This window comes from Bradyrhizobium cedriense (assembly GCF_054602315.1).
Window position 1 is genome coordinate 927,208 of sequence record NZ_JBTSWB010000001.1, and the last position, 19,167, is coordinate 946,374.

At 63.6% G+C, this 19,167-nt stretch carries 18 protein-coding genes; 6 read left to right on the plus strand and 12 right to left on the minus strand.

The window, feature by feature from the left end; genetic code table 11:
* The first annotated feature begins 415 nt into the window (after positions 1-415).
* Positions 416-1,993, plus strand: a complete 1,578-nt coding sequence (locus ACYCVF_RS04400; protein ID WP_459597308.1) for an MATE family efflux transporter — start codon at positions 416-418, stop codon at positions 1,991-1,993.
* Positions 1,994-2,003: 10 nt separating this feature from the next.
* Here ACYCVF_RS04400 and ACYCVF_RS04405 read toward each other — a convergent pair whose 3' ends face one another.
* The 7 genes from ACYCVF_RS04405 to ACYCVF_RS04435 all read right to left on the minus strand — a co-directional run bounded on the left by ACYCVF_RS04405 (position 2,004) and on the right by ACYCVF_RS04435 (position 9,154).
* Entirely contained in the window at positions 2,004-3,212 is a 1,209-nt protein-coding gene (locus ACYCVF_RS04405; protein ID WP_459597309.1) for a glycosyltransferase, read from the minus strand.
* On the minus strand, positions 3,209-3,976 hold the full coding sequence (locus ACYCVF_RS04410; protein WP_459597310.1) for a class I SAM-dependent DNA methyltransferase: 768 nt from the start codon (positions 3,974-3,976) through the stop codon (positions 3,209-3,211). The genes ACYCVF_RS04405 and ACYCVF_RS04410 overlap by 4 nt, the downstream gene beginning before the upstream one ends.
* Positions 3,973-5,094, minus strand: coding sequence for a DegT/DnrJ/EryC1/StrS family aminotransferase (locus ACYCVF_RS04415; protein WP_459597311.1), 1,122 nt, complete (start codon positions 5,092-5,094; stop codon positions 3,973-3,975). Before ACYCVF_RS04415 ends, ACYCVF_RS04410 begins: the two co-directional genes overlap by 4 nt.
* Entirely contained in the window at positions 5,091-5,537 is a 447-nt protein-coding gene (locus ACYCVF_RS04420) for a cupin domain-containing protein (RefSeq protein WP_459597312.1), read from the minus strand. Before ACYCVF_RS04420 ends, ACYCVF_RS04415 begins: the two co-directional genes overlap by 4 nt.
* A gap of 126 nt (positions 5,538-5,663) precedes the next feature.
* Positions 5,664-6,842: a CgeB family protein gene (locus ACYCVF_RS04425; protein WP_459597313.1), complete on the minus strand. Its 1,179-nt coding sequence runs from the start codon at positions 6,840-6,842 to the stop codon at positions 5,664-5,666.
* A gap of 4 nt (positions 6,843-6,846) precedes the next feature.
* Positions 6,847-8,151 carry a hypothetical protein gene (locus ACYCVF_RS04430; protein ID WP_459597314.1) on the minus strand — a complete coding sequence of 435 codons (1,305 nt, stop codon included), beginning with the start codon at positions 8,149-8,151 and terminating at the stop codon, positions 6,847-6,849.
* Positions 8,152-8,191: 40 nt separating this feature from the next.
* Positions 8,192-9,154, minus strand: coding sequence for a UDP-glucuronic acid decarboxylase family protein (locus ACYCVF_RS04435; RefSeq protein ID WP_459597315.1), 963 nt, complete (start codon positions 9,152-9,154; stop codon positions 8,192-8,194).
* Between the two features lie 204 nt (positions 9,155-9,358).
* Here ACYCVF_RS04435 and rfbF point away from each other — a divergent pair, with 204 nt between their 5' ends.
* Positions 9,359-10,129, plus strand: a complete 771-nt coding sequence (rfbF, locus tag ACYCVF_RS04440) for a glucose-1-phosphate cytidylyltransferase (RefSeq protein WP_459597316.1) — start codon at positions 9,359-9,361, stop codon at positions 10,127-10,129.
* Positions 10,126-11,190: a CDP-glucose 4,6-dehydratase gene (rfbG, locus tag ACYCVF_RS04445; protein ID WP_459597317.1), complete on the plus strand. Its 1,065-nt coding sequence runs from the start codon at positions 10,126-10,128 to the stop codon at positions 11,188-11,190. The genes rfbF and rfbG overlap by 4 nt, the downstream gene beginning before the upstream one ends.
* On the opposite strand, the gene ACYCVF_RS04450 is transcribed toward rfbG, so the two are convergent.
* The gene (locus tag ACYCVF_RS04450) at positions 11,191-12,081 is read right to left on the minus strand and encodes a phosphotransferase family protein (RefSeq protein ID WP_459597318.1); all 891 of its coding nucleotides are present in this window, start codon (positions 12,079-12,081) and stop codon (positions 11,191-11,193) included. It abuts the gene before it with no gap.
* Entirely contained in the window at positions 12,071-13,024 is a 954-nt protein-coding gene (locus ACYCVF_RS04455; protein ID WP_459597319.1) for a sulfotransferase family protein, read from the minus strand. The genes ACYCVF_RS04450 and ACYCVF_RS04455 overlap by 11 nt, the downstream gene beginning before the upstream one ends.
* A 155-nt stretch (positions 13,025-13,179) precedes the next feature.
* Between ACYCVF_RS04455 and ACYCVF_RS04460 the strand changes: the two genes are divergently transcribed.
* From ACYCVF_RS04460 to ACYCVF_RS04470, 3 genes are read left to right on the plus strand one after another with little or no spacing between them, the layout of a single operon-like run.
* Entirely contained in the window at positions 13,180-14,097 is a 918-nt protein-coding gene (locus ACYCVF_RS04460) for an NAD-dependent epimerase/dehydratase family protein (RefSeq protein ID WP_459597320.1), read from the plus strand.
* Entirely contained in the window at positions 14,075-14,893 is an 819-nt protein-coding gene (locus ACYCVF_RS04465) for a transketolase (protein WP_459597321.1), read from the plus strand. The genes ACYCVF_RS04460 and ACYCVF_RS04465 overlap by 23 nt, the downstream gene beginning before the upstream one ends.
* Positions 14,890-15,813: a transketolase family protein gene (locus ACYCVF_RS04470; RefSeq protein ID WP_459597322.1), complete on the plus strand. Its 924-nt coding sequence runs from the start codon at positions 14,890-14,892 to the stop codon at positions 15,811-15,813. Before ACYCVF_RS04465 ends, ACYCVF_RS04470 begins: the two co-directional genes overlap by 4 nt.
* Before the next feature lie 13 nt (positions 15,814-15,826).
* Here ACYCVF_RS04470 and ACYCVF_RS04475 read toward each other — a convergent pair whose 3' ends face one another.
* The 3 genes from ACYCVF_RS04475 to ACYCVF_RS04485 all read right to left on the minus strand — a co-directional run bounded on the left by ACYCVF_RS04475 (position 15,827) and on the right by ACYCVF_RS04485 (position 19,158).
* Complete coding sequence (locus ACYCVF_RS04475; protein ID WP_459597323.1) at positions 15,827-16,789, minus strand: glycosyltransferase family 2 protein; 963 nt, start codon at positions 16,787-16,789, stop codon at positions 15,827-15,829.
* 28 nt (positions 16,790-16,817) lie between these two features.
* Positions 16,818-18,197 carry a DUF6056 family protein gene (locus tag ACYCVF_RS04480; RefSeq protein WP_459597324.1) on the minus strand — a complete coding sequence of 460 codons (1,380 nt, stop codon included), beginning with the start codon at positions 18,195-18,197 and terminating at the stop codon, positions 16,818-16,820.
* Between the two features lie 211 nt (positions 18,198-18,408).
* On the minus strand, positions 18,409-19,158 hold the full coding sequence (locus ACYCVF_RS04485) for a glycosyltransferase family 2 protein (RefSeq protein WP_459597325.1): 750 nt from the start codon (positions 19,156-19,158) through the stop codon (positions 18,409-18,411).
* Positions 19,159-19,167: the final 9 nt, after the last annotated feature.

Here is a 19,167-nt window from a genome sequence, read left to right on the forward strand (position 1 = left end):
ACCGGAGCGCCGGCGGATTGAGGGGTGAGACCGGATCGCCGGCCTTTAAAGGCCTGTTCTGTCGAATATTAGCCGCTTCGACGACACCTTCCGCGCCAGGCGACGCCCGACATCGGCGCTTCGCGTGATATTGTACTGCCTCAGGCAAACCAGATGATGAGGGGGGACGAAACGGCACCGTCTCCATCGTTGAATAATGCTCCTGTTTTGCCCGACGAGTCAAATCGCTTCGTAAAATCCGCAGCATTCTTGGGCGCGGGAGCTAAGTCATTGACAAAGCTGCATCCGTCTACTTTGCATGGGGTTGTTTTCGCGTTTTTTGTGAGCTCGGCCTTGGATAGGACGATTTGCGCGTGGGTGAAATGCCAGGAGCCGTCGATCGGCGAGGTCAATTGCTTGACGGGAAGGACGCGGCTTGACCGACAAGCAGATTGACGTGCCGGGAACGGACGACGGCGCGAGCAGACCCGGCGTCGGCCGTGCCGGCCGCCTCTTGCAGGGATGGTCCGCGAACGTCGTCCAGATGGCGCTGGGACTCTCGCAGCAACTTCTGCTCATTCCCGCCTTCCTGCACGTCTGGACCGGCGACACGCTCGCGGCCTGGCTCGCGATCTATGCTGCGGGTAGTCTCGTCGTCGTCGCGGATGCCGGATTGCAGCTTCGCGCGATCAACCGCTTTCTCGCCTTCAAGTCCTGCGCCGATTGCGACGGCCGCACGGCGAACTTCTATTCAGCCCTGCTGCGAATCTATTTCGTCATCATCGCAGTCCTCGGTGTCCTGTTGAGCGTGGCCGTGGTCCTGGTACCGCCGTCGGCCGTGCTCGGCTTTCACGCGACATCGACATTCGATGCCGCGATGCTGGTGATGGTGCTGGGCATGCTTCTGACCTTGCCCGCCAACCTCGTTTCCGGCCTCTATCGCGTGCGCGGCCGCTATGGCCGGACTGTCTGGCTGCAGAACGCCGCGCTGCTGCTCGGACAGATCGCGCAGCTTGCGGCGCTCGCCTTGTACGGCAGCCTGCTTGCGGTTGCGATTGCCTTCGTGTCGATGCAGCTCCTGTTCGCGGTCGCGCTCGCGGCGTTCGATGCGCCGCGATTGTTTCCATTCCTGCGCCGTGCCGGCAAGCCGCCGCTGGTGGCGCCATCCCTGCGCTGGAGCGTCGGGCAGCTTGGCCGTGCGATGCCTTTCGCGGTCGCCAACATCACCGAGCTTGCGCTCGTCAACGTCCCGGTGCTGCTCGTCTCCGCCCTGGTCACAAACCGCGTCGCGGTAGCGCAGTGGGGCCTGACCCGCGTGATCGCCAGCCTGGTGCGCGGCCTGTGCCTTCAGGTGGCGCTGCCGCTCGCCGCCGAACTCGGCCATGACCACGCGGTCGGCGACAAGGATCGGCTGCGCCGGCTCTATGCCCATGGCTCGGTGTTCGTGACCGGACTTGCCTGCCTGATCGTCGCGGGCCTGCTGCCGTTCTGGCCCGACTTTTTCGCGTTATGGACTCATGGCAGCATCCCCTATGACGCGCCGCTCACCGTGACGCTGCTGCTGGGCTCGGCGGCCGTCGCGCCGTCGCTGTTGGCGCTGGCTTTTGCCAATCACAGCAATCGCGGCGATCTCCTGATCCGGACCAAGGGCCTTCAGCTCGTGGTCTTCCTGGCGCTGTCCTTCGTCCTGATTCCGCGGTTGGGGCCGTTGGGAGCCGCGCTCGCCGTGGTGGCAAGCGATATCCTCGTCCAGTTCGGGCTGCTCGCGCTGATAGTCATGCGCCAGACCCTGCATCATCCGTTCCGGCACATCGCGCTCCTGATGGTCATGGCCGTCGGCATCGTAGCGTCGGGGTGGCTGATCGGGCAGGCGATCATCCTGCTCGTGCCGGGAAGCGGCCTCGTGCATTTCATCGTGGAATGCGCGATCTGGCTGCTCGCGGTCGGCGGGCTCGCAAGCCCACTGTTGAACACAGCTCTGCGCGAGCGCTTGCGGGCGCTGATTCCGGCCTAGCTGCTGCTGTTCAACGCGCCATCAATGCCAGACGGTGCTTCAACCGTTCGAGGTGACGGGCGAACTGCTGGTGACCGACTTCGGTTTCCGCCGCAAATTGCGTGAGCCTGACATGACCGGCCGCGCACAGCCGCTCGCGCGTTCCCTCGATGCGGAGCGCGACGATCGCATCCGCAAGGGAGCGCGGATCGTCATAGTCGAACAGGAGCGCGGCGTCGCCGGCCTGGGCCTCGAACGCCTCGGGATAGATCACCGGCGTGCCGACCGCCCAGGCTTCCAACGGCGGAAGATTGGTCGGACCGAAATAGCTCGGCATCACCAACGCCGCGGCGCTGCGGTAGAGCGCGCCGAGCTCGGCGGACTCGACGAAGCCGATGATGGAGATCTGACCCGACAAGCCGTAGCTGCGGATCGCCGCATCGATCTTGTCGCGGCCCCCGCGATCCGATCCGCACAGCACCAGCCGTTCCGTGATCCCCCGATCGCGCAAGCCTGCGAGCGCAGCGAGCAGCGTCATGTGATTCTTGTGCGGCCAGAACTGCGCCGGATAGAACAGATAGCCGGGCTCGAGCCGATATCTCGCCAGCACTGTCGCATCGTCAGAGGCGTCGGGCGTGGATTGGCTGACATAGGTGGAGGGCGAGAACGGGATGCACACCGCACGATCGCGTTCCATGGCATAACGGCGGCAGAGGTCGTCGACCAGCTCCGGCGCATTGACGATCACGACCGCGGCCTTGGTGCTCGCGAGACCGAACAGGATCTCGCGGCGCTCGAATTCTCCGAACGTCCTGACTTCCGGAAACTCTGGCGCGTCGCGATGACAGCCGTCGAAGATCGTGATGATGAAGGGCAACTCATAGAGCAGGAGGTGCCGCTTCGAGGTCGAGGTGAAGTGTACGACGTCGATGCCGTCGCGGATCAGCGCGCGCTCGAAGGTCGATTTTAGCTTCAGCGCGATCTGGACGAGATCGAACGGCCGGCAATATTTGAGGAACAGGAAGATATGGTCGAGCGGGCCGAACTTGAGGAGGCGGGCTGTGACACCGAACTCCTTCAGGATGTCCAGCGTCTTCGGGTAGGGCGAGTAAACAACGATCTCGTTGCCCGAACCGGCCGCCCAGTCGCGCAGCCAGAGCAGGTCGTTGAGGGGCTGCTGAAAGCCGCCGCCGACCTCTAGCGCTTGTTCCAGCATCACGGCGAGCCGCAGCGGTCTCACGGCGTGACGCTCTTTCTGGCGACCGCATAGGCTGCCCAGCTCTTCGAATTCGGCGCGTCCTGCGTCAGCCATGCGGCGTGGGCTGCGGGCTGGAAGCCGCTCGCGACAAGCGCGGCGTCGATCTCGAAAGGAAACCAGTAGCGCATGTGGTGCGCTTCGTCGACGCGCCGGATCGTGGCGCGATCCATGTCCTCGCAGAACAGCGTGTAGTTCACGGTGACGGTCGCGGCCTGTTCGTCATGATCGGATTTCGCAATGCGGGTGAGGCGCAGCGGCTTTTGCTCGATCACCTTGACGCGCGTCTCGACGCCCTGCGCCAGTACGGCGCCACCGTACCAATAGTCGAAGAAGATCACGCCGCCCGGCTTCAGCGCCGCATGGGCGGTGCGGAACATTGCCGCAAGCGCGTAGCCGCTGGTCTGGTAGCTCGCGACGTGGAAAAGCGACACCACCGCGTCGAAGTCGCGCTCGGGACCTGCTTCCCGTGCATCGCCTTGCCGGAACGCAATCGAGAGCCCGGTCTGCTCGGCGCGTGCTTTGGCGCGCGCGATCATCTCGTGGCTGAGATCGATGCCTGCAACGTTCCACCCCCGGCGAGCGAAGGCGAGTGCATGCAGGCCAGTGCCGCAGCCGAGATCGAGCAGCTTGCCTGGGGCAACGCCGTGGTCGCGCAGCTGCGCTTCGACGAACGCCGTCTCCTCCGCGTAATCCTTGTCCTGATAGAGAAGATCATACCAGGGCGCGTAGTCGGCGAAAACCGTCACGCCAGGATCTCCTTGAGAGCCTCAGCTGAACGCGCGATATCGTCGTCAGTCAGCGCGAGCCCGCTCGGCAGGTAGAAACCGCGCCGGGCGATGTATTCCGCATGGGGGTGGCTTTCGTCGAGCATCAGACCCATCCGGCGCAGCACCGGCTGCTCGTGCATGCACCAGAAGAACGGCCGCGTCCCGATGCCCTTTTCGCCGAGACGCCGCATCGCCTCCCTGGCGTCGTACGGGACGTCGTCGTTCAGCACGATTCCATAGACCCAGTAGATGTTGTCAGCATACGAGGTGCGGGCGACCGGGCGGCGGATTTGGTTGAGCCCTGCGAGATGTTCGTCGTAGAGCCGGCCGATCCGGCGCTTGATCTCGACCGTGCGCGGCAGGCGCTCGACCTGGGCGACGCCAAGCGCGGCCTGCAGGTTGGTCATGCGCGCGTTCCAGCCGAGTTCCTCGTGGACGAAGCGTTGTTGCGGCTGGAAGCAGAGATTGCGGTAGGATTGCAGCCGATCGGCGAGCGCATCGTCGTCGGTGAGGATCATGCCGCCTTCACCGGTCGTGACGTGCTTGTTGGGGTAGAAGCTGAAGGTCGAGACGTCGCCGAAGCTACCGCAGGGCGCGCCGCGATAGGTCTGGCCGTGCATCTCGGCGGCATCCTCGATCACCTTCAGATCGTGCTTGCGGGCGAGTGCCAGAATCGGATCGAGATCGACCGGCAGGCCGTAGATATGGACCAGCATGATCGCGCGCGTGCGCGGCGTGATCGCGGTTTCCACGCCCTCCGCCGTCATGTTCCAGGTCGCGGGATCGCAATCAATCCCGACCGGCGCGAGGCCCGCCCGCACCACGGCGGCGGCGCAGCTGATGATCGTGAAGGTCGGGATGATGACTTCGGAGCCCTTCTCGAGCCCGAGCGCATGGACCGCGATGTCGAGCGCGACCGAGCCGTTGGTGACCGCGATGCCGTGCCGCCGTCCGGCGGCCGTGGCCATCGACTGCTCAAAGCGCTTGATGAACGGTCCTTCCGACGAGATCCACCCAGTCCGGATGCATTCCGCGAGGTAATCGGCCTCGTTGGCGTCGAGCAGCGGCGTATTGACGGGAATGAAAGGTGCGGTCAAAGGCCCGGACCCTTGATCCGGATTTCGCAAGGCGGTGCTTCGGAGAACCGGGTCTTGTCGTTCTCGCCGGAATAGGGACCTTGCTTCACCTCGAACATCTCGAGCGGTTCGAGCACGTGGAAGCCGTGGGCACCGCTGCACAAGAGGATGATGTCGCCGGCACCAAGCACGCGGCTTTCGAGATACTCTTCTTCGACCGTGTAGAAGTCGACCTGGAGCTTGCCTTTCTGGATCAGCAGGACCTCCTGGGTGTAGTGCACCTCCCGCGTCACCTTGTTGTGGCGATGGGGCTCGATGGTCTTGCCCTGCGGATGGCTCATGAAGGCGAGCTGCTGCGACAGCTCCGGAGTCGAAAAGAAATGGATGCCGGGCTCGCGAAACGAGGCCCGCACGATGATCGCGTAGAGCTGGTCGCCGAATCGAACATGTTCGACGTGTTGCATCGTGGGCCTCGAAAAATCGCTGCAATTAGAGTGAGATAGCTGTCTCGCTGTGCACTTTGGCGATTTTGGCAGGGACCGTCAAGGGCGCACGGAATGTGACGATTGCTGCGCCCCGCCCACCGGAATTCAGCCGACGTGAGCGAGGATCTCCTCGACACGCTGGCGGAAGGTGTGGGCAGCCAACGTCCTGGCCTGTCCCGCCTCGGCAATGGACTGGCGCGCGGGCTCGTCGGCAAGATACCGATCAATCATTGCGATGCAGTCCTCGACGTTGCGCCAGGCGACGACTTCGCGCTCGGGGGCGAATAGCGTGTCGAGATTGTCCTTGAAGTCGGTGAGCAGGAATGCGCCCACGCCGGTTGCTTCGAACAGACGCGCATTCCCGGCTTCGCGGCCGGCCATGTCGATATGCGAATTGAGTGTGATGCGCGAGGCGCGAAGGGCCTGATACATCTCCACTCCCCACACCTCGCCCTGATAACAGCGGTGCAGCGGCGAGGCGGCGGGAAGGGAGTGCAGGCCGCTGCCGAACAGTTTGAGATCGTAGCGTTGCGCCACCGCTTCGAGTTGCGCCACGCGGAGCTGGTGATCCGCCGACACAGCCCCGACGAAAGTGACATCGAATTCTTGTGCGGGCGGCGGAGGCAGAGCGTCGAGAATGCCTGTCTCGAAGGCGAGATGGACGACTTCGGCGCGCGCTCCGTGGGCACGGAAGTAGTCGACCACGGCGGCCATCTGAGAGATCATGAGGTCGTAGACAGACCAGTCCTCGCCGCGCGACGGCGAGATGCCAACTTGACCGATCAGGATCGGACGGCCGATCGCCTTGATCCTGCGCGCGAGTCGCGTGTCGACATGAAATAGATCCTGGTTGAGCACGAGATCGGGCCTGAAGTCCTCGATCTGCGCCAGAAGTATCTTTTCCGCTTCGGCGTCGAGGCGCGGGCTGAGGCCGACCTTGCGCGCGAGCGGTCGCAGCACCGGCTTGAACGGCGCGACTGCGCGTTGCAGCCAGCCGGGAACGGCATCGCGCGCCGCCGGCGCGCCGGGCGGCGGCGGCTCGTCGAAGGCAAGGCCGTGCTCGCGCGCCCAGGCTGCGCGCATCCAGGGATTGTTGACGTGGATGTCGGCGGCGACGTGCCCGAGGGCGCTGAAACTGCGCGAGTAAAAATCGGCGACGCCGAACAGGCTGGCGTTCCGCGCTGCCATTTGCGCCGGATAAGGCTCGGTCTCGAGGCCGGGCCGCCGCCGATACAGCCAGGAGAGGAAGCGCGGATAGTCGGCGTTGAGGATCAGGATTCGCACGGCGTCACGGCCTCGGTTCGAGCAGGCTGCGGGGCATTAAGTACCAGAGCAGGAACAGGAGGGCGGTGCCATGGGTGAGCATGGCCACTGAGAGCGGGACGTTGAGCAGGACGTGCGGCAGCACTCCGGCGGACATCAGGACGAACCGGGGCGGCAGGCCTGCGGAGGCGCGGTTGCCGAGCGCCAGCACGAGGCCTGCCGCGAGTGCGGTCAGCGGTGCGAGCCAGGGGCCGACGGACGCGATACCTTCCGTCGCAAACAGCGAAGCGTTCAGATTGCCGAATTCGTAGGTGTTCTGCATCACCACCGCGAGCGGCTCCTGGTAAGGACAATGCATCAGCGGCTTGAGGACGGATATCTGGCAGAACCAGGTCAGCGGATGGCTCGCGAAGAAATGATTGTAAATGTCGAGGGCGCCCGACGCGGTTGCGATCATCCTGATGTTGACGATATCGAAATATCGGCCGGGAATGCTCCTCAGACTTGCCTCTGTCAACCAGATCACCAGCAGCCCGACCAGCATCGGACCGAAAATCGAGACGATGGCCGCTGGTCTCGCCTCCAGAAGCCGCGATAGCATGGCCAGCGCGATCAACCAGGCCGGGGTGAAGAACGCGAATTTCGTCAGCGTGATGGGATAGAAGAGCAGGAGCAGGACCAGCACCAGGACGGCGCGCCAGCGATAGCCGAGCAGCCAGTAGCAGGCGAAGGCAAACGGCAGCAGCGTGCTGGAAATCCAGCCGATAAGATATCGCAGCGGTCCCGGAAATTCCAGGGTGTCGCGGTAGTCATAGATGTTCGAGATCGAAACCAGCCGGAAATTGTAGGTCGCGCCCGCTGCGATGGTGGCCACAGAGATTGCCAGGATGAAGGTAAGCAGACGCTCGAACCGAGCATCTGATAGCGTCACGAATGGCCGCAGCGGCGCTCTGAGAAACAGCATGGGCATCAGAAAAAGCAGCAGCGCCAAGGCCGCCGACACTCCGGCGAGCAGTCGCGGGTAACTGTATCCGGAGAAGACGTCGATCCACAGGAAACCCAGGATCATCGTGTAGAAATAAAACCCGACGAAATAGCCGAAGCAGAAGCGGACAGAGACGAACAGCAGCGAGACCATGGAGAAGCCGGTCGCAACGATGACCGCGATCCACAAACGCCTGGGGTTGAAGTCGATGGAGAGCTGGAAGGTCGCGACCTCGACCAGCGACAGGCAGGTGACGGCACTGTGCAGCAGTACCAGGGTCGTCAACCCGGCTTTCGAATCCAGGTAGGCGCGCAAATCGCTGATGATGCCGGGCGGTGCGCTCATTGCCGAAGCTCGCTGCGGACGCTTAAGGTTGCGAGCGGGATCAGGCGATTTCGAGCGAATGCTTAAAGTAGGCGATCGTCTCCTTCAGGCCGTCTTCGAGCGCGACCTTCGGCTCCCAGTTCAGCACCGCCTTCGCCTTGGCGAGGTCGGGCTGGCGCTGACGCGGGTCGTCCTGCGGCAGCGGCTTGAACTCCAGTTTGGAGCGCGAGCCGGTGAGCTTGATGACCTTCTCGGCGAGCTCGCGGATGGTGAACTCGGAATTGTTGCCGAGATTGATCGGGCCGGTGACGTCCTCCGCAGTCACCATCAACCGCATGATGGCTTCGACGAGGTCGTCCACATAGCAGAACGAGCGAGTCTGACCGCCGTCGCCGAACACTGTGATCGGCTCGCCCTTGAGGGCCTGGACGATGAAGGACGATACCACGCGGCCGTCATTTGGCTGCATGCGCGGACCGTAGGTATTGAAGATGCGCGCAACCTTGATCGGCAGGCCGTGCTGACGCCAATAGTCGAAGAACAGCGTCTCGGCGCAGCGCTTGCCCTCGTCATAGCAGGAACGGACGCCGACCGGGTTGACGTTGCCCCAGTAATCCTCGGTCTGCGGATGTATCAGCGGATCGCCGTAGACCTCGCTGGTCGAAGCCTGGAAAATTCGCGCCTTGAGCCGCTTGGCGAGCCCCAGCATGTTGATGGCACCGTGCACCGAAGTCTTGGTGGTCTGCACGGGGTCGCGCTGGTAGTGGATCGGTGAGGCCGGGCAGGCCAGGTTGAAGATCGCGTCGACCTCGATGTAGAGCGGAAAGGTGACGTCGTGACGGACAGCCTCGAACAGCGGATTTGCGATCAGATGAGCGATGTTGCGCCGGCTGCCGGTGAAATAATTGTCCGCGGACACCACCTCGGCCCCCGCGTCGAGCAGTCGCTCGCAGAGGTGCGATCCGATGAATCCGGCGCCCCCGGTCACGAGGATGCGGCTGTTCCTGTAGTTTTCAAACGGCATGATCGGTTCCAGCGGGGGTCTCGGGAGGGGCTCGTCCGGATGGGTCGGCAGAGTGGTATCGGCTACGGGCGGAAACGCCAATAGCTTTGCATCTAGGTAACTAAATACCTATAAAACTTGCGGCCGAATGTTTTCCAGGCCTCCCCAGTTCGTATAGAAGCCGTGTGAAATACGCGGGAAGCGTGCCCCGTCTGGAGCAGGTGAATGAAAGTCGTAATTCTTGCGGGAGGCCTGGGCACCCGAATCGCGGAAGAAACCAGCACGCGGCCGAAGCCAATGGTGGAGATCGGCGGACGCCCCATTCTTTGGCACATCATGAAGATCTACAGCCATTACGGCTTCAACGACTTCGTGATCTGCCTTGGCTACAAGGGCTACATGATCAAGGAGTACTTCGCGAATTACTTCCTGCACATGTCCGACGTGACGTTCCATCTCGCCGAGAACCGGATGGAAGTGCATCGCGAGACCGCCGAACCATGGCGGGTCACGCTGGTGGATACCGGGGAGGACACCCAGACCGGTGGCCGGCTGAAGCGCGTGCTGCCTTACGTCAAAGACGACTCCTTTTTTGCGCTGACCTATGGTGACGGCGTTGCTGACATCGATCTCGCCGCCGAGATCGCTTTCCACAAGGCGCATGGGCGCCGCGCCACCGTCTCGGTGGTGCGGCCCGCCAAGCGCTTCGGTGCGGTCGCGATCGAGGGCAATCGGGTCGTCAATTTCGAGGAGAAGCCGAATGACGACGGCGGCTGGATCAATGGCGGCTTCTTCCTGCTGTCACCATCTGTCGGCGACCTGATTGCCGACGACAAGACGATCTGGGAGCGCGAGCCGATGGAGCAGCTCGCGCGGGGCGACGATCTGCGCGCCTATGTGCATCCCGGTTTCTGGCATCCGATGGATTCGCTGCGCGATCGCAATTTCCTCGAAGGTGAGTGGGCGGGCGATCGCGCCAAGTGGAGGATCTGGTGACGGATCCGGCATTCTGGCGCGGCAAGAAGGTCTTTCTCACCGGCCATACCGGCTTCAAGGGAGCCTGGGCCTCGCTGCTGCTGCGCCGTCTCGGGGCTGACGTCTACGGCTACGCGCTGCCGCCGACACACCAATGCGCGTTGTTCGTCACCGCGCGCATTGCCGAAGACATCAAGCATCGCCTCGCCGATGTTCGCGATCTCTCAACCTTGCGCGCTGCGATGGCGGAGGCCGAGCCCGACATCGTCATCCACATGGCGGCGCAAGCGCTGGTCAGGCCTTCTTATGAGGAGCCGGTCGAGACATTTGCGACCAATGTGATGGGGACGGTGCATGTGCTGGAAGCCGCGCGGCATCTCCGTTCGGTGCGGGTGATCCTGAACGTCACCAGCGACAAGTGCTACGAGAACAACGGCATGGGCGCCGCCTTCCGCGAGGGCGACCGCCTCGGCGGCGACGATCCCTACAGCAACAGCAAGGCGTGCGCCGAGCTCGTCACGCATTCCTATCGCCACAGTTTCTTCAAAGCCAACAGCGCGGCGCGCGTTGCGACCACGCGCGCCGGCAACGTATTCGGCGGCGGCGACTGGGCCCGCGACCGCCTGGTGCCGGATGCGATGCAGGCGTTTCTCGCCGGTGAAGCGCTGCGTATCCGCAATCCCAGTTCGGTACGCCCGTGGCAGCACGCGCTCGACCCGGTGCTCGGCTATCTCTCGCTGATCGAGCGGCTGGCGAGCGATGAACGTTTCGTCGGCGGCTGGAATTTCGGACCGGATACAGCAAGCGAGGTGCCGGTGGGAACTGTGGTGGATCATCTGATCACGCTGTGGGGCGACGGCGCGCGGTGGACGGCAGATGCCGGCCCGCATCCACACGAAGCCGCCTATCTCAGGCTTGACTGCGCGAAGGCGCGGAGTGAACTCGGCTGGGCGCCGCGGCTCGATCTGACGCAGGGCCTTCGCCTGACCGTCGAATGGTACAAGGCGCTGCGCGAAGGGCGCGACCTGCGCACGCTATCGCTCGATCAGCTCGATCAGGTGGCTGGCACCGCGCAAGCTTGATCAGCGCGGCAGGTCGAGAATCTCGGCGATGCGGGCCTGTGCCGACACTGCGTGCGTCAGATGCGCGCCGGACAAGACCGCCAGATAGGATTTGAGCAGGACGACGAGCGCGAGGATGGCGCGCTCGAGGTCCGGTGAAAGGCCGGTTCGGCCGAAGGCAGCCCTTTGCAGGAAGGTCCGGTTCTCCATGAACGTCAGCCAATAGAGATAGTCGTACCCGGCGATACCGCGGAATGCGTCTTCCCAGTCAATGACGCGCGGCGCGGCGCCTTGGAGCATGATGTTCTTGGGGCCGAAATCGCCATGGCAGAGCGCTGCGGGCAAGTCCGGAAGACGGTCGCCGAGCAGCGCGATCAGCCGGCGCGTCTCCGCTGAGACGGCCTGGTCAAGCAGGCCGCGCTCCGAAAGAGTTTTCAGGGCCTGGGCGGCGGATGCCAGGTAGTGTTCAAGCGATGCAAGTCTGCCCGGTTGCCAATCCTTGAGCCGCTCACCGTAAGCGTCTGCGATCGCGGCGGCATCTGCGGCCTCCATCGGGGCGGCCAGCGGTACGAGTGTGGGCATCATGAGGCAGAGCCGGACCGTTCCATCCGCGAGCGCTATTTCGAAACGGTCGAGCACGATCGACTTGCCGTAGAGCTGGTCGAGGATGTCGGCTTCCTTGGCGAGGCTGGCGTGCGCGCTCGCGCCCGGGAGATGTGTCTTCAGAAAGCGCTTTTCGCCGGAGATATCCGCGTCATAGCAGGCGCCGAGCGTGCCGCCGCGCGCCGGCGCGACGGTGACGTTGCGGCCGACGGATTGCAGATGCCGTCGGAGCACCGGCAGGAGGCGCGCGCGGTCGGCGGCGATGTCGGCTCGGTCGTCGGCTTCGAAGAACGCAATCTTACTCAGCACGATAGAGTGGGCTCAGATAGTCGATCCGATCGTAGCCGAAATGACGGGCGAGCGCCGCGGTGCCCTGCGCGATCTGCTTCCGCTCCTCGTCCGAGAGTTCCTCAATGACGGCCTTGTTGTAGTCCTTGGTACTCTTGAGCACGGTTCCCCAAGGGGCGATGGAGTCCTTGATCTCGACGCCGTTCCAACTCGGATAGAGCATTGCATCGGCGAAGGGTACGCCGATGAATTCGGCCGCTTCGGTCATGAATTTGCGCTTGTCTGCAACGAGGTCCTCGTACCGCAAAATTCGCACGTTCTCCGGATACATCCTGGCGAACATCTCGACCGTCGAGTGGTAGATGTTCCAGGTGATCAAGTATTTGGTCAACGGCTGCGGGAATGGTCGACGCTTGGTGTCGCGGTAGGCCGAGAACGGATTGCGCACGATGTGCAGGATGCGGATGTTCGGAAAGTCACGCACCATTCGGTCTGCATCGATCCCGATGGCCGGCGAGTAGCCGACATGGACCATGCCAGGGCGCGGCCTGGTGTAGTAGTTCTCCCAGGCCGTGAAGGTCGCGCGAAAGAAGGCCTCGATCACCTGGCGGCGGAAGATTGGCGGCTGGCCGAGAATCCGGGCGAACTCGGCGACGCGCTTCTTCTCGTCCATCACGCAGTCCGCATCGCGGAACTTAGAGCCGTTGCGCTTGCGCAGGAAGGTCTTCAACTCCTCGTCGATCATCTGCTCGTAGAGCTCGATCGCCGTCAGGCCTTCCGGGAATTCGGGATAGCGGTACTGGACGCGCTCGACGGAGGCCAGGAAGTCGTTGAAGTTCCGGTTCCCGAGCTGAGACTCGAAGGGGTAGACGAGCAAGTCGGGATGGCCGTCGAAATGGCGATGGGTGACATTTCCACCGTGCTCGAAGCCTGCGGAAACCATGGCCAGCCTGAAATCGCTCATGCATCTACCCCTCTAAAGCCAAACCCGATCATGGCCCTCGTTTAGCTGCGTGGGCCGGATAATCAAGTTCGGATCGGTCCCATGGGTCTGGAACGCGGGTGGGCCTTCCGCAACGCGACATTGACGGGCCCCGGCCGCTGATCTACCCGGGGCGCATGCGTATTTTCGTGACCGGCGCGAGCGGCTTTCTGGGGTCCTATCTCGTTGCTGACCTCGTGGCACTGGGGCACGAGGTGGCCGTCCTGCTGCGGCCGCCAGGCACCGCCTGGCGCCTCAGGGAGGTGCACGACCGTCTGCAGGTGATTCCCGGCGCTCTGGAGCATCTGGACGGGCTGCGCCGGGCGCTCACGGCCTTTGCCCCGGACGCGGTCGTGCACATGGCCTGGCGAGGCGTCGCAGGCAGCGAGCGCAACAGCCCGGTTCAGGCCCTCAATGTGGCCGACACGGTGCGCCTCGCCGAACTCGCAGCCGAGACCGGCGCCAGGATCTTCGTCGGCGCCGGATCGCAGGCGGAATACGGGCCGTACGATCGCGCGATCCGGGAGGACGACGGGCCACGTCCGACGACCTTGTACGGCATGGCCAAGCTTGCGGCCGGATCGATGGCGATACGCCTGTGCGAGGAGCGTGGGCTGCGTGCGGCTTGGCTCAGGATCTTCTCGACCTACGGCCCGAGGGATGCCGACCACTGGCTCATCCCGAGCATGATCCGGAACTTGCGCTCCGGACAATACATGGCACTGACGGCTTGCGAGCAACGCTGGGGGTTTTTGCACGCGCGCGACGCTGCGAGTGCTTTCCGGCTGGCGATCACACATGAAGCGGCGAGCGGCATCTTCAACGTCGGCAGTGCGGGCGCGCCGCCGCTTCGCGAGACGGTGACGCGGCTGCGCGACCTCGTCGACCCCGGCGCCGCGCTCGGCTTCGGCGAGTTGGCGTATCGGCCCGATCAGGTTATGGTCCTGGCTGCGGACGTTTCGCGCATGCTCGCCCTGGGCTGGAAGCCCGAAGTGCCGTTGGATGAGGGACTACGCGAGACGGTAGACTGGCATGACGCGACCAAATCTTCCTGAGCCGAAAGAATTCGCGCGGCGGATTCGTGCGCACGCCTTGCGCATGGTGCATGCTGCCAAGGCTTCCCACATAGGCGGCTGCCTCTCGATGGCGGACATACTGGCGGTGCTGTACACGCGGATCCTGCGCATCGATCCTGCCGACCCGCAAGCCGCGAGCCGCGATCGCTTCGTGCTCAGCAAGGGCCACGCCACGGCGATCATGTACGCAGCCCTCGCCGAATGCGGCTTCTTTTCCCTGGCCGAGCTCGACACCTATTGCCGCGACGGCTCGATCTTCACCGGGCATGTCAGTCATGCCGTTCCCGGCGTCGAGGTCTCGACGGGCTCGCTCGGTCATGGCCTGCCGATTGCGATCGGCATGGCGCTCGCGGCGCGCTCAGCAGGGGATGGCAGTCGTGTGTTCTGCCTGCTCAGCGACGGCGAATGCGACGAGGGCTCGAACTGGGAGGGCATCTTGTTTGCGCCCCATCACAAGCTCGACAACCTCTGTGTCATCGTCGACTTCAACAAAATCCAGAGTTTTGGCTCGGTTGCCGAAGTGCTAAACCTCGATCCTTTCGCCGAGAAATGGCGATCGTTCGGCTGGCAAGTCGAGGAGATCGACGGTCATGATCTCGCCGCGCTCGAGCGCGTGCTGCGCGATGTGCCGGCACCATCGGGCCAGCCGACCGTCGTGATCGCCAACACCGTGAAGGGCAAGGGCGTGAGCTTCATGGAGAACAAGCTCGAATGGCACTATCGCTCGCCTTCGGATGAGCTGCTCGCGCAGGCCCTGGCCGAGGTCGGCGCATGAGGACGACGTTCATCGAGAGCCTGTCGCAGGTTGCAAGCGAGAATCCCGACATCTGGCTGCTCTGCGGCGATCTCGGCTACTCAGTGCTGGAGCCGTTCGCGGCGAAGTTTCCCGACCGCTATCTCAATGTCGGCGTTGCCGAGCAGAACATGGCGGGGATCGCCGCCGGCATCGCTCTGTCGGGCAAGACGGTCTTCATCTACTCCATCGGCAACTTCCCGACCTTGCGATGCCTCGAGCAACTTCGCAACGACGTCTGCTATCATGGTGCCGACGTCAAGGTCGTGGCAGTGGGCGCCGGCTACGCCTATGGCAGCCAGGGCTACACCCACCACGCATTGGAAGACGCAGGCATCATGTCGATGCTGCCGGGCATCGAGGTGTTCGTGCCGTGCGATCCCATGGAGGTGCGCGCCGCGACATGTCTAATCGCAGGAAGCGGCAAACCGTCCTACCTGCGGCTCAGCCGGGCAGGGGAGCCGAACCTCGGCTCCGTCGTGACCGACCTGCGCACGCCGCGCGTGCTGCGCGAGGGGCGGGAGATCGTCATCCTCGCGTCCGGACCGATTGCCTCGCGCGCGCTGGAGGCCGCCGGCGAGCTCGCTGGGCGCGGCAGGGACGTCGGTGTGGTCAGCGTCTCCTGCCTGAAACCGCTCGACGAAACTGCGATCCGAAGCGCCGCGCGCGACGCCTCGCTCATCGTGACGCTCGAAGAGCACATTTTGCGTGGTGGATTGTTCAGCCTGGTGGCGGGGATGTTTGCCGGCGATGCAGTCCGGCCGCCGATCGCGGGCATTGGCATTCCCGAGCAGGGCGGCAAGACCTCGCATGCGGGGTCGCGCGAAGCGCTGCTCGATGCCGCGGGCCTCTCGGCTCTCGCGATCGTCGCGCGGATCGAGCAATCACTGTCGAAGCGCTGACGCCGCCTGCGTATCACGTCCCGGACGGCGGCGAGGGATCGAAATTGACGCGCTCGCGCTCGAACACCACGGGCTTCTCGCGCACCTGCCCGTAGATCGCGAGGACGTACTCGCCGATCATGCCCATGAAGAACAGCTGCACGCCGCCGAAGAAGAACATGGCGACGATCAGCGTGAGGATGCCAGGTTCGGCGAGCTTTTGATAAAGCACCAAGCCGATGATGAAGTTGACGATCGCGTATGCGATGCTCGCGGCCGATATCAGAAAGCCCGCGAGCAGCCCGAACCGGACCGGCGCCGTTGTAAAGGATACCAGCCCGTTGAGGCCCTGATCGATCAGCGCGCTGGCGCGGTTCTTCGAAAGCCCCTTTTTGCGTTCGCGCCAGGTGTAGGGCACGCCGACCATGCGACCGCCGCACTCGAATGTCATCATTCGCATGAACGGATAGGCGTCCCGAACGTGCCGCATGGCCTCGACAACGCGCCTGTCAACGAGTTGGAAGTCACCGACGCCCGGAGGCACCTTGAGCTCGGAGAATCTGGTCAGCAGGCGGTAATAGGCGTTGCGGACGCCGCGCATCAGCCGCCCTTCCTCGCGCGCGGCACGAATGCCGTATACGATCTCATAGCCGGCTTCCCACAGCTTGACGAATTCGGGAAGCAATTCGGGCGGATCCTGAAGGTCCGCCGGCATGAATAGCAAAACGGCGTCGCCGCGCGAGGCCATCACGCCGTTGTAGGTGTTGCGCAAAGGTCCGAAGTTGCGTGCGTTGACGATGATCTTCACCGCAGGGTCTTGTGCGGCGATCTCGCGCAGGATCTCCACGGTGCGGTCGTCGGAGGCGTTGTCGCAGAAGATGTGCTCGCGCCGGTAGCCCTGGAGCTCGCCGTCGAAGATCTTCCGGATCGCCTCGTAGCAATCCCTGACATTGAGCTCTTCATTGTAGCAGGGTGTGATGACGCTGATTGTTTTCACGTTTGCATCTCTGGAGCAGGGCAAGTCGTCATCGCGGCATGTCGGCAGCGTAGACGGCGGACTTGTGGTAATATCTGGCGATGCAGTCGTTAGGCAATCGGTCGGCGTTGGCCGTCACGTCGGCGGTCATAAGCAGGGACGGCGTCCATCTGTGCCGGGGAACTGTGACGACCGGCTCGGGGCTGGTCGTCAGGAGAGCATGTCGCTCAGCGCTCTCCCGCCAGTACGGGTACAGGTCCTGCCACTGCGCGCGCAGCTGGAATGCCGTCGAGCTCAGGCACAGCGAGCCGATCGTGAGCAGCGTCAGGCTCGCGGGCATCCCGATCGGACCGAGCAGGCCACGAAACGCGCCCGCCGCCAGCCGTTCGCGCAATTGCGCGCGGTAGGCGCCGGCGAGCATCTTGACCCCCAGCGTCGATCCGAACAGCAAGAGGATCAACGCCTGATTCTGCGCTCTTTCGACGAGCCGCATGCCTGTCGCATAGCGATGAGCGAAATATTCGAGATAGCCGCACGCCAGGCAAATCGCGATCGTGCCGAGAGCCAACAGCCTGCTCTTCTGCGGCGCTTGGGGCGTCGGATCAGGCTCGATCAATGCAATTAGGCCAACGGCGGCAAGCCAGACGACAATTGTGGGCTCTCGCAGGAAGCGGCCGAGGCCGGCGAGCGAATCGAGAAGGGCTTGAACAACCGACAACGTCACGTGCCCGCCGTTCGGGAGCTGCTCCATGCGCGTGCCGTTGCCACTGGCCGATATGACGATGATCCATCCGATGGCGATGGCGGCTGCGATCAGGATGTGATGCGAGATCTGGCGCGGCTGGCCGAAGAGATGGCGGGCGCCCAATGACGCCGAGACGATCAGCAGGAGCCAGATGCCAGTGAATTCGTTGCACAGCGCAGCAGCGAATCCACCCAGAGACATCGCAAGGCTGAGCGCCCCCGAGAATCTGGTTTGCCGGTCAAGCGCCCGGATGCACTCCCCGAGGATCAGGATGGTGACCAAGGCGGGAGGGACGTAACAGGCCACAGCCGACAGCCAATAGAGCAGATCCCGGACGCTCGGGGTCGCGCTGACGACGGCGCTCGCAAACGCAAATGTGAGAAAGGTCAATTGGAGAGCAGCAGTGTGAGGCCAGGCACGGACCATGGCCAGGGCCGTGGCAGCCAGGAACAGCGCCGCGCTCACAGCCATGGTCAGGGAATAGGCCGATAGCAGGCCGACCCCCGCCGCGGCAGAGATCGCGGGCGGAACCTGTGTAAGCCACAGGGCCAGCACCCGGCCTGATTGCGAATGATAGAAGAGCGATACGGTGTCGACGAACCCGTGACGGGCGTACAGATCTGCGAAGCAGAAGTCGTCATGCTCGGGCGCGCTGAGCAAGGTCAGCGCAAACAGAAACAGCAAGAAAACTGCAGGGAACAGGCTGCACAACGTCCAGCCTATCCAGGCCCGGCGATCGGCGAGGGGATGCGCTGCCAGTGGAATAACACTTTGATTGTACACGCAAAGCCCCCTCGATCAGATCCAGACTAGAGACAACGGACCGAGCTCGCAATGTGCATTTCCGCCGTTGCGGGCGGCCCGTGGCGCTTGTGCGGCGAGCCAACGACCGTCGCTAGAATTCCCGCCGCTTCTGCCACGCCCGCGCACCCCAATGGGCGAAGCACCAGGCCGATCTGATCAGCGAGAGGTGTTCGACATTGCGGTAGATCTGCCAAACCCATTTGGCGGAGCGCATCGGGCGGCTCGAGACCGACGAGCCCCTGACGCGGTAACGCGCAAGATCCTCGTTGAGGCCATATGCGGTATGGCCGCGCTTGAGAATCGACAGCCAAAGGCAGAAATCGTCATACCCCTCGTTCTTCATTGCGATGGGACCAGCGATCTCGCGGTCAACCATCGCGGTCAGCGTCGCGATCGCGGTGTTCTTCAGAAGCTGATCATAGTTGAGCGAGGTCGGCACCTCTATGAGCCGACCGGTGACCGTGTTGGTCTCGTTGATGCGGCGAAAAGCAGTGTAGCTCAGCGCGGCCTGTTTCGCCTTCGCGAAGGCGAACTGCCGCTCCAGCTTCTCGGGCAGCCACAGATCGTCGCTATCGAGAAAGGCGAGATAGCGGCCCTGCGCCCGGTCGATCGCGGCTTGGCGCGCCAGCGCCGGCCCGCCGTTCTTCGTCTGCCGGATCAGCTTGACGCGAGGGTCGCGCTCGCCGATGTCAGCAATGATCTGCGGTGTCCTATCGGTCGAGCAGTCGTCGGCGATCAGGAGCTCCCAATCGGCGAATGTCTGGCTCTGCACCGAGCGGATCGTCTCCTCGATCAGGCCTTCCACGTTCCAGGACGGTGTGATGATCGAAACGAGTGGCATGATGGATCC

Excerpts from the sequence above, each read along its gene's own strand:
- ACYCVF_RS04430 (WP_459597314.1), bottom strand. The coding sequence starts at position 8,151 with ATGAGCGCACCGCCCGGCATCATCAGCGATTTGCGCGCCTACCTGGAT.
- ACYCVF_RS04435 (WP_459597315.1), bottom strand. The coding sequence starts at position 9,154 with ATGCCGTTTGAAAACTACAGGAACAGCCGCATCCTCGTGACCGGGGGC.
- ACYCVF_RS04420 (WP_459597312.1), bottom strand. The coding sequence starts at position 5,537 with ATGCAACACGTCGAACATGTTCGATTCGGCGACCAGCTCTACGCGATC.
- ACYCVF_RS04485 (WP_459597325.1), bottom strand. The coding sequence starts at position 19,158 with ATGCCACTCGTTTCGATCATCACACCGTCCTGGAACGTGGAAGGCCTG.
- ACYCVF_RS04470 (WP_459597322.1), top strand. The coding sequence starts at position 14,890 with ATGAGGACGACGTTCATCGAGAGCCTGTCGCAGGTTGCAAGCGAGAAT.
- ACYCVF_RS04455 (WP_459597319.1), bottom strand. The coding sequence starts at position 13,024 with ATGAGCGATTTCAGGCTGGCCATGGTTTCCGCAGGCTTCGAGCACGGT.
- rfbF (WP_459597316.1), top strand. The coding sequence starts at position 9,359 with ATGAAAGTCGTAATTCTTGCGGGAGGCCTGGGCACCCGAATCGCGGAA.
- ACYCVF_RS04460 (WP_459597320.1), top strand. The coding sequence starts at position 13,180 with ATGCGTATTTTCGTGACCGGCGCGAGCGGCTTTCTGGGGTCCTATCTC.
- ACYCVF_RS04465 (WP_459597321.1), top strand. The coding sequence starts at position 14,075 with ATGACGCGACCAAATCTTCCTGAGCCGAAAGAATTCGCGCGGCGGATT.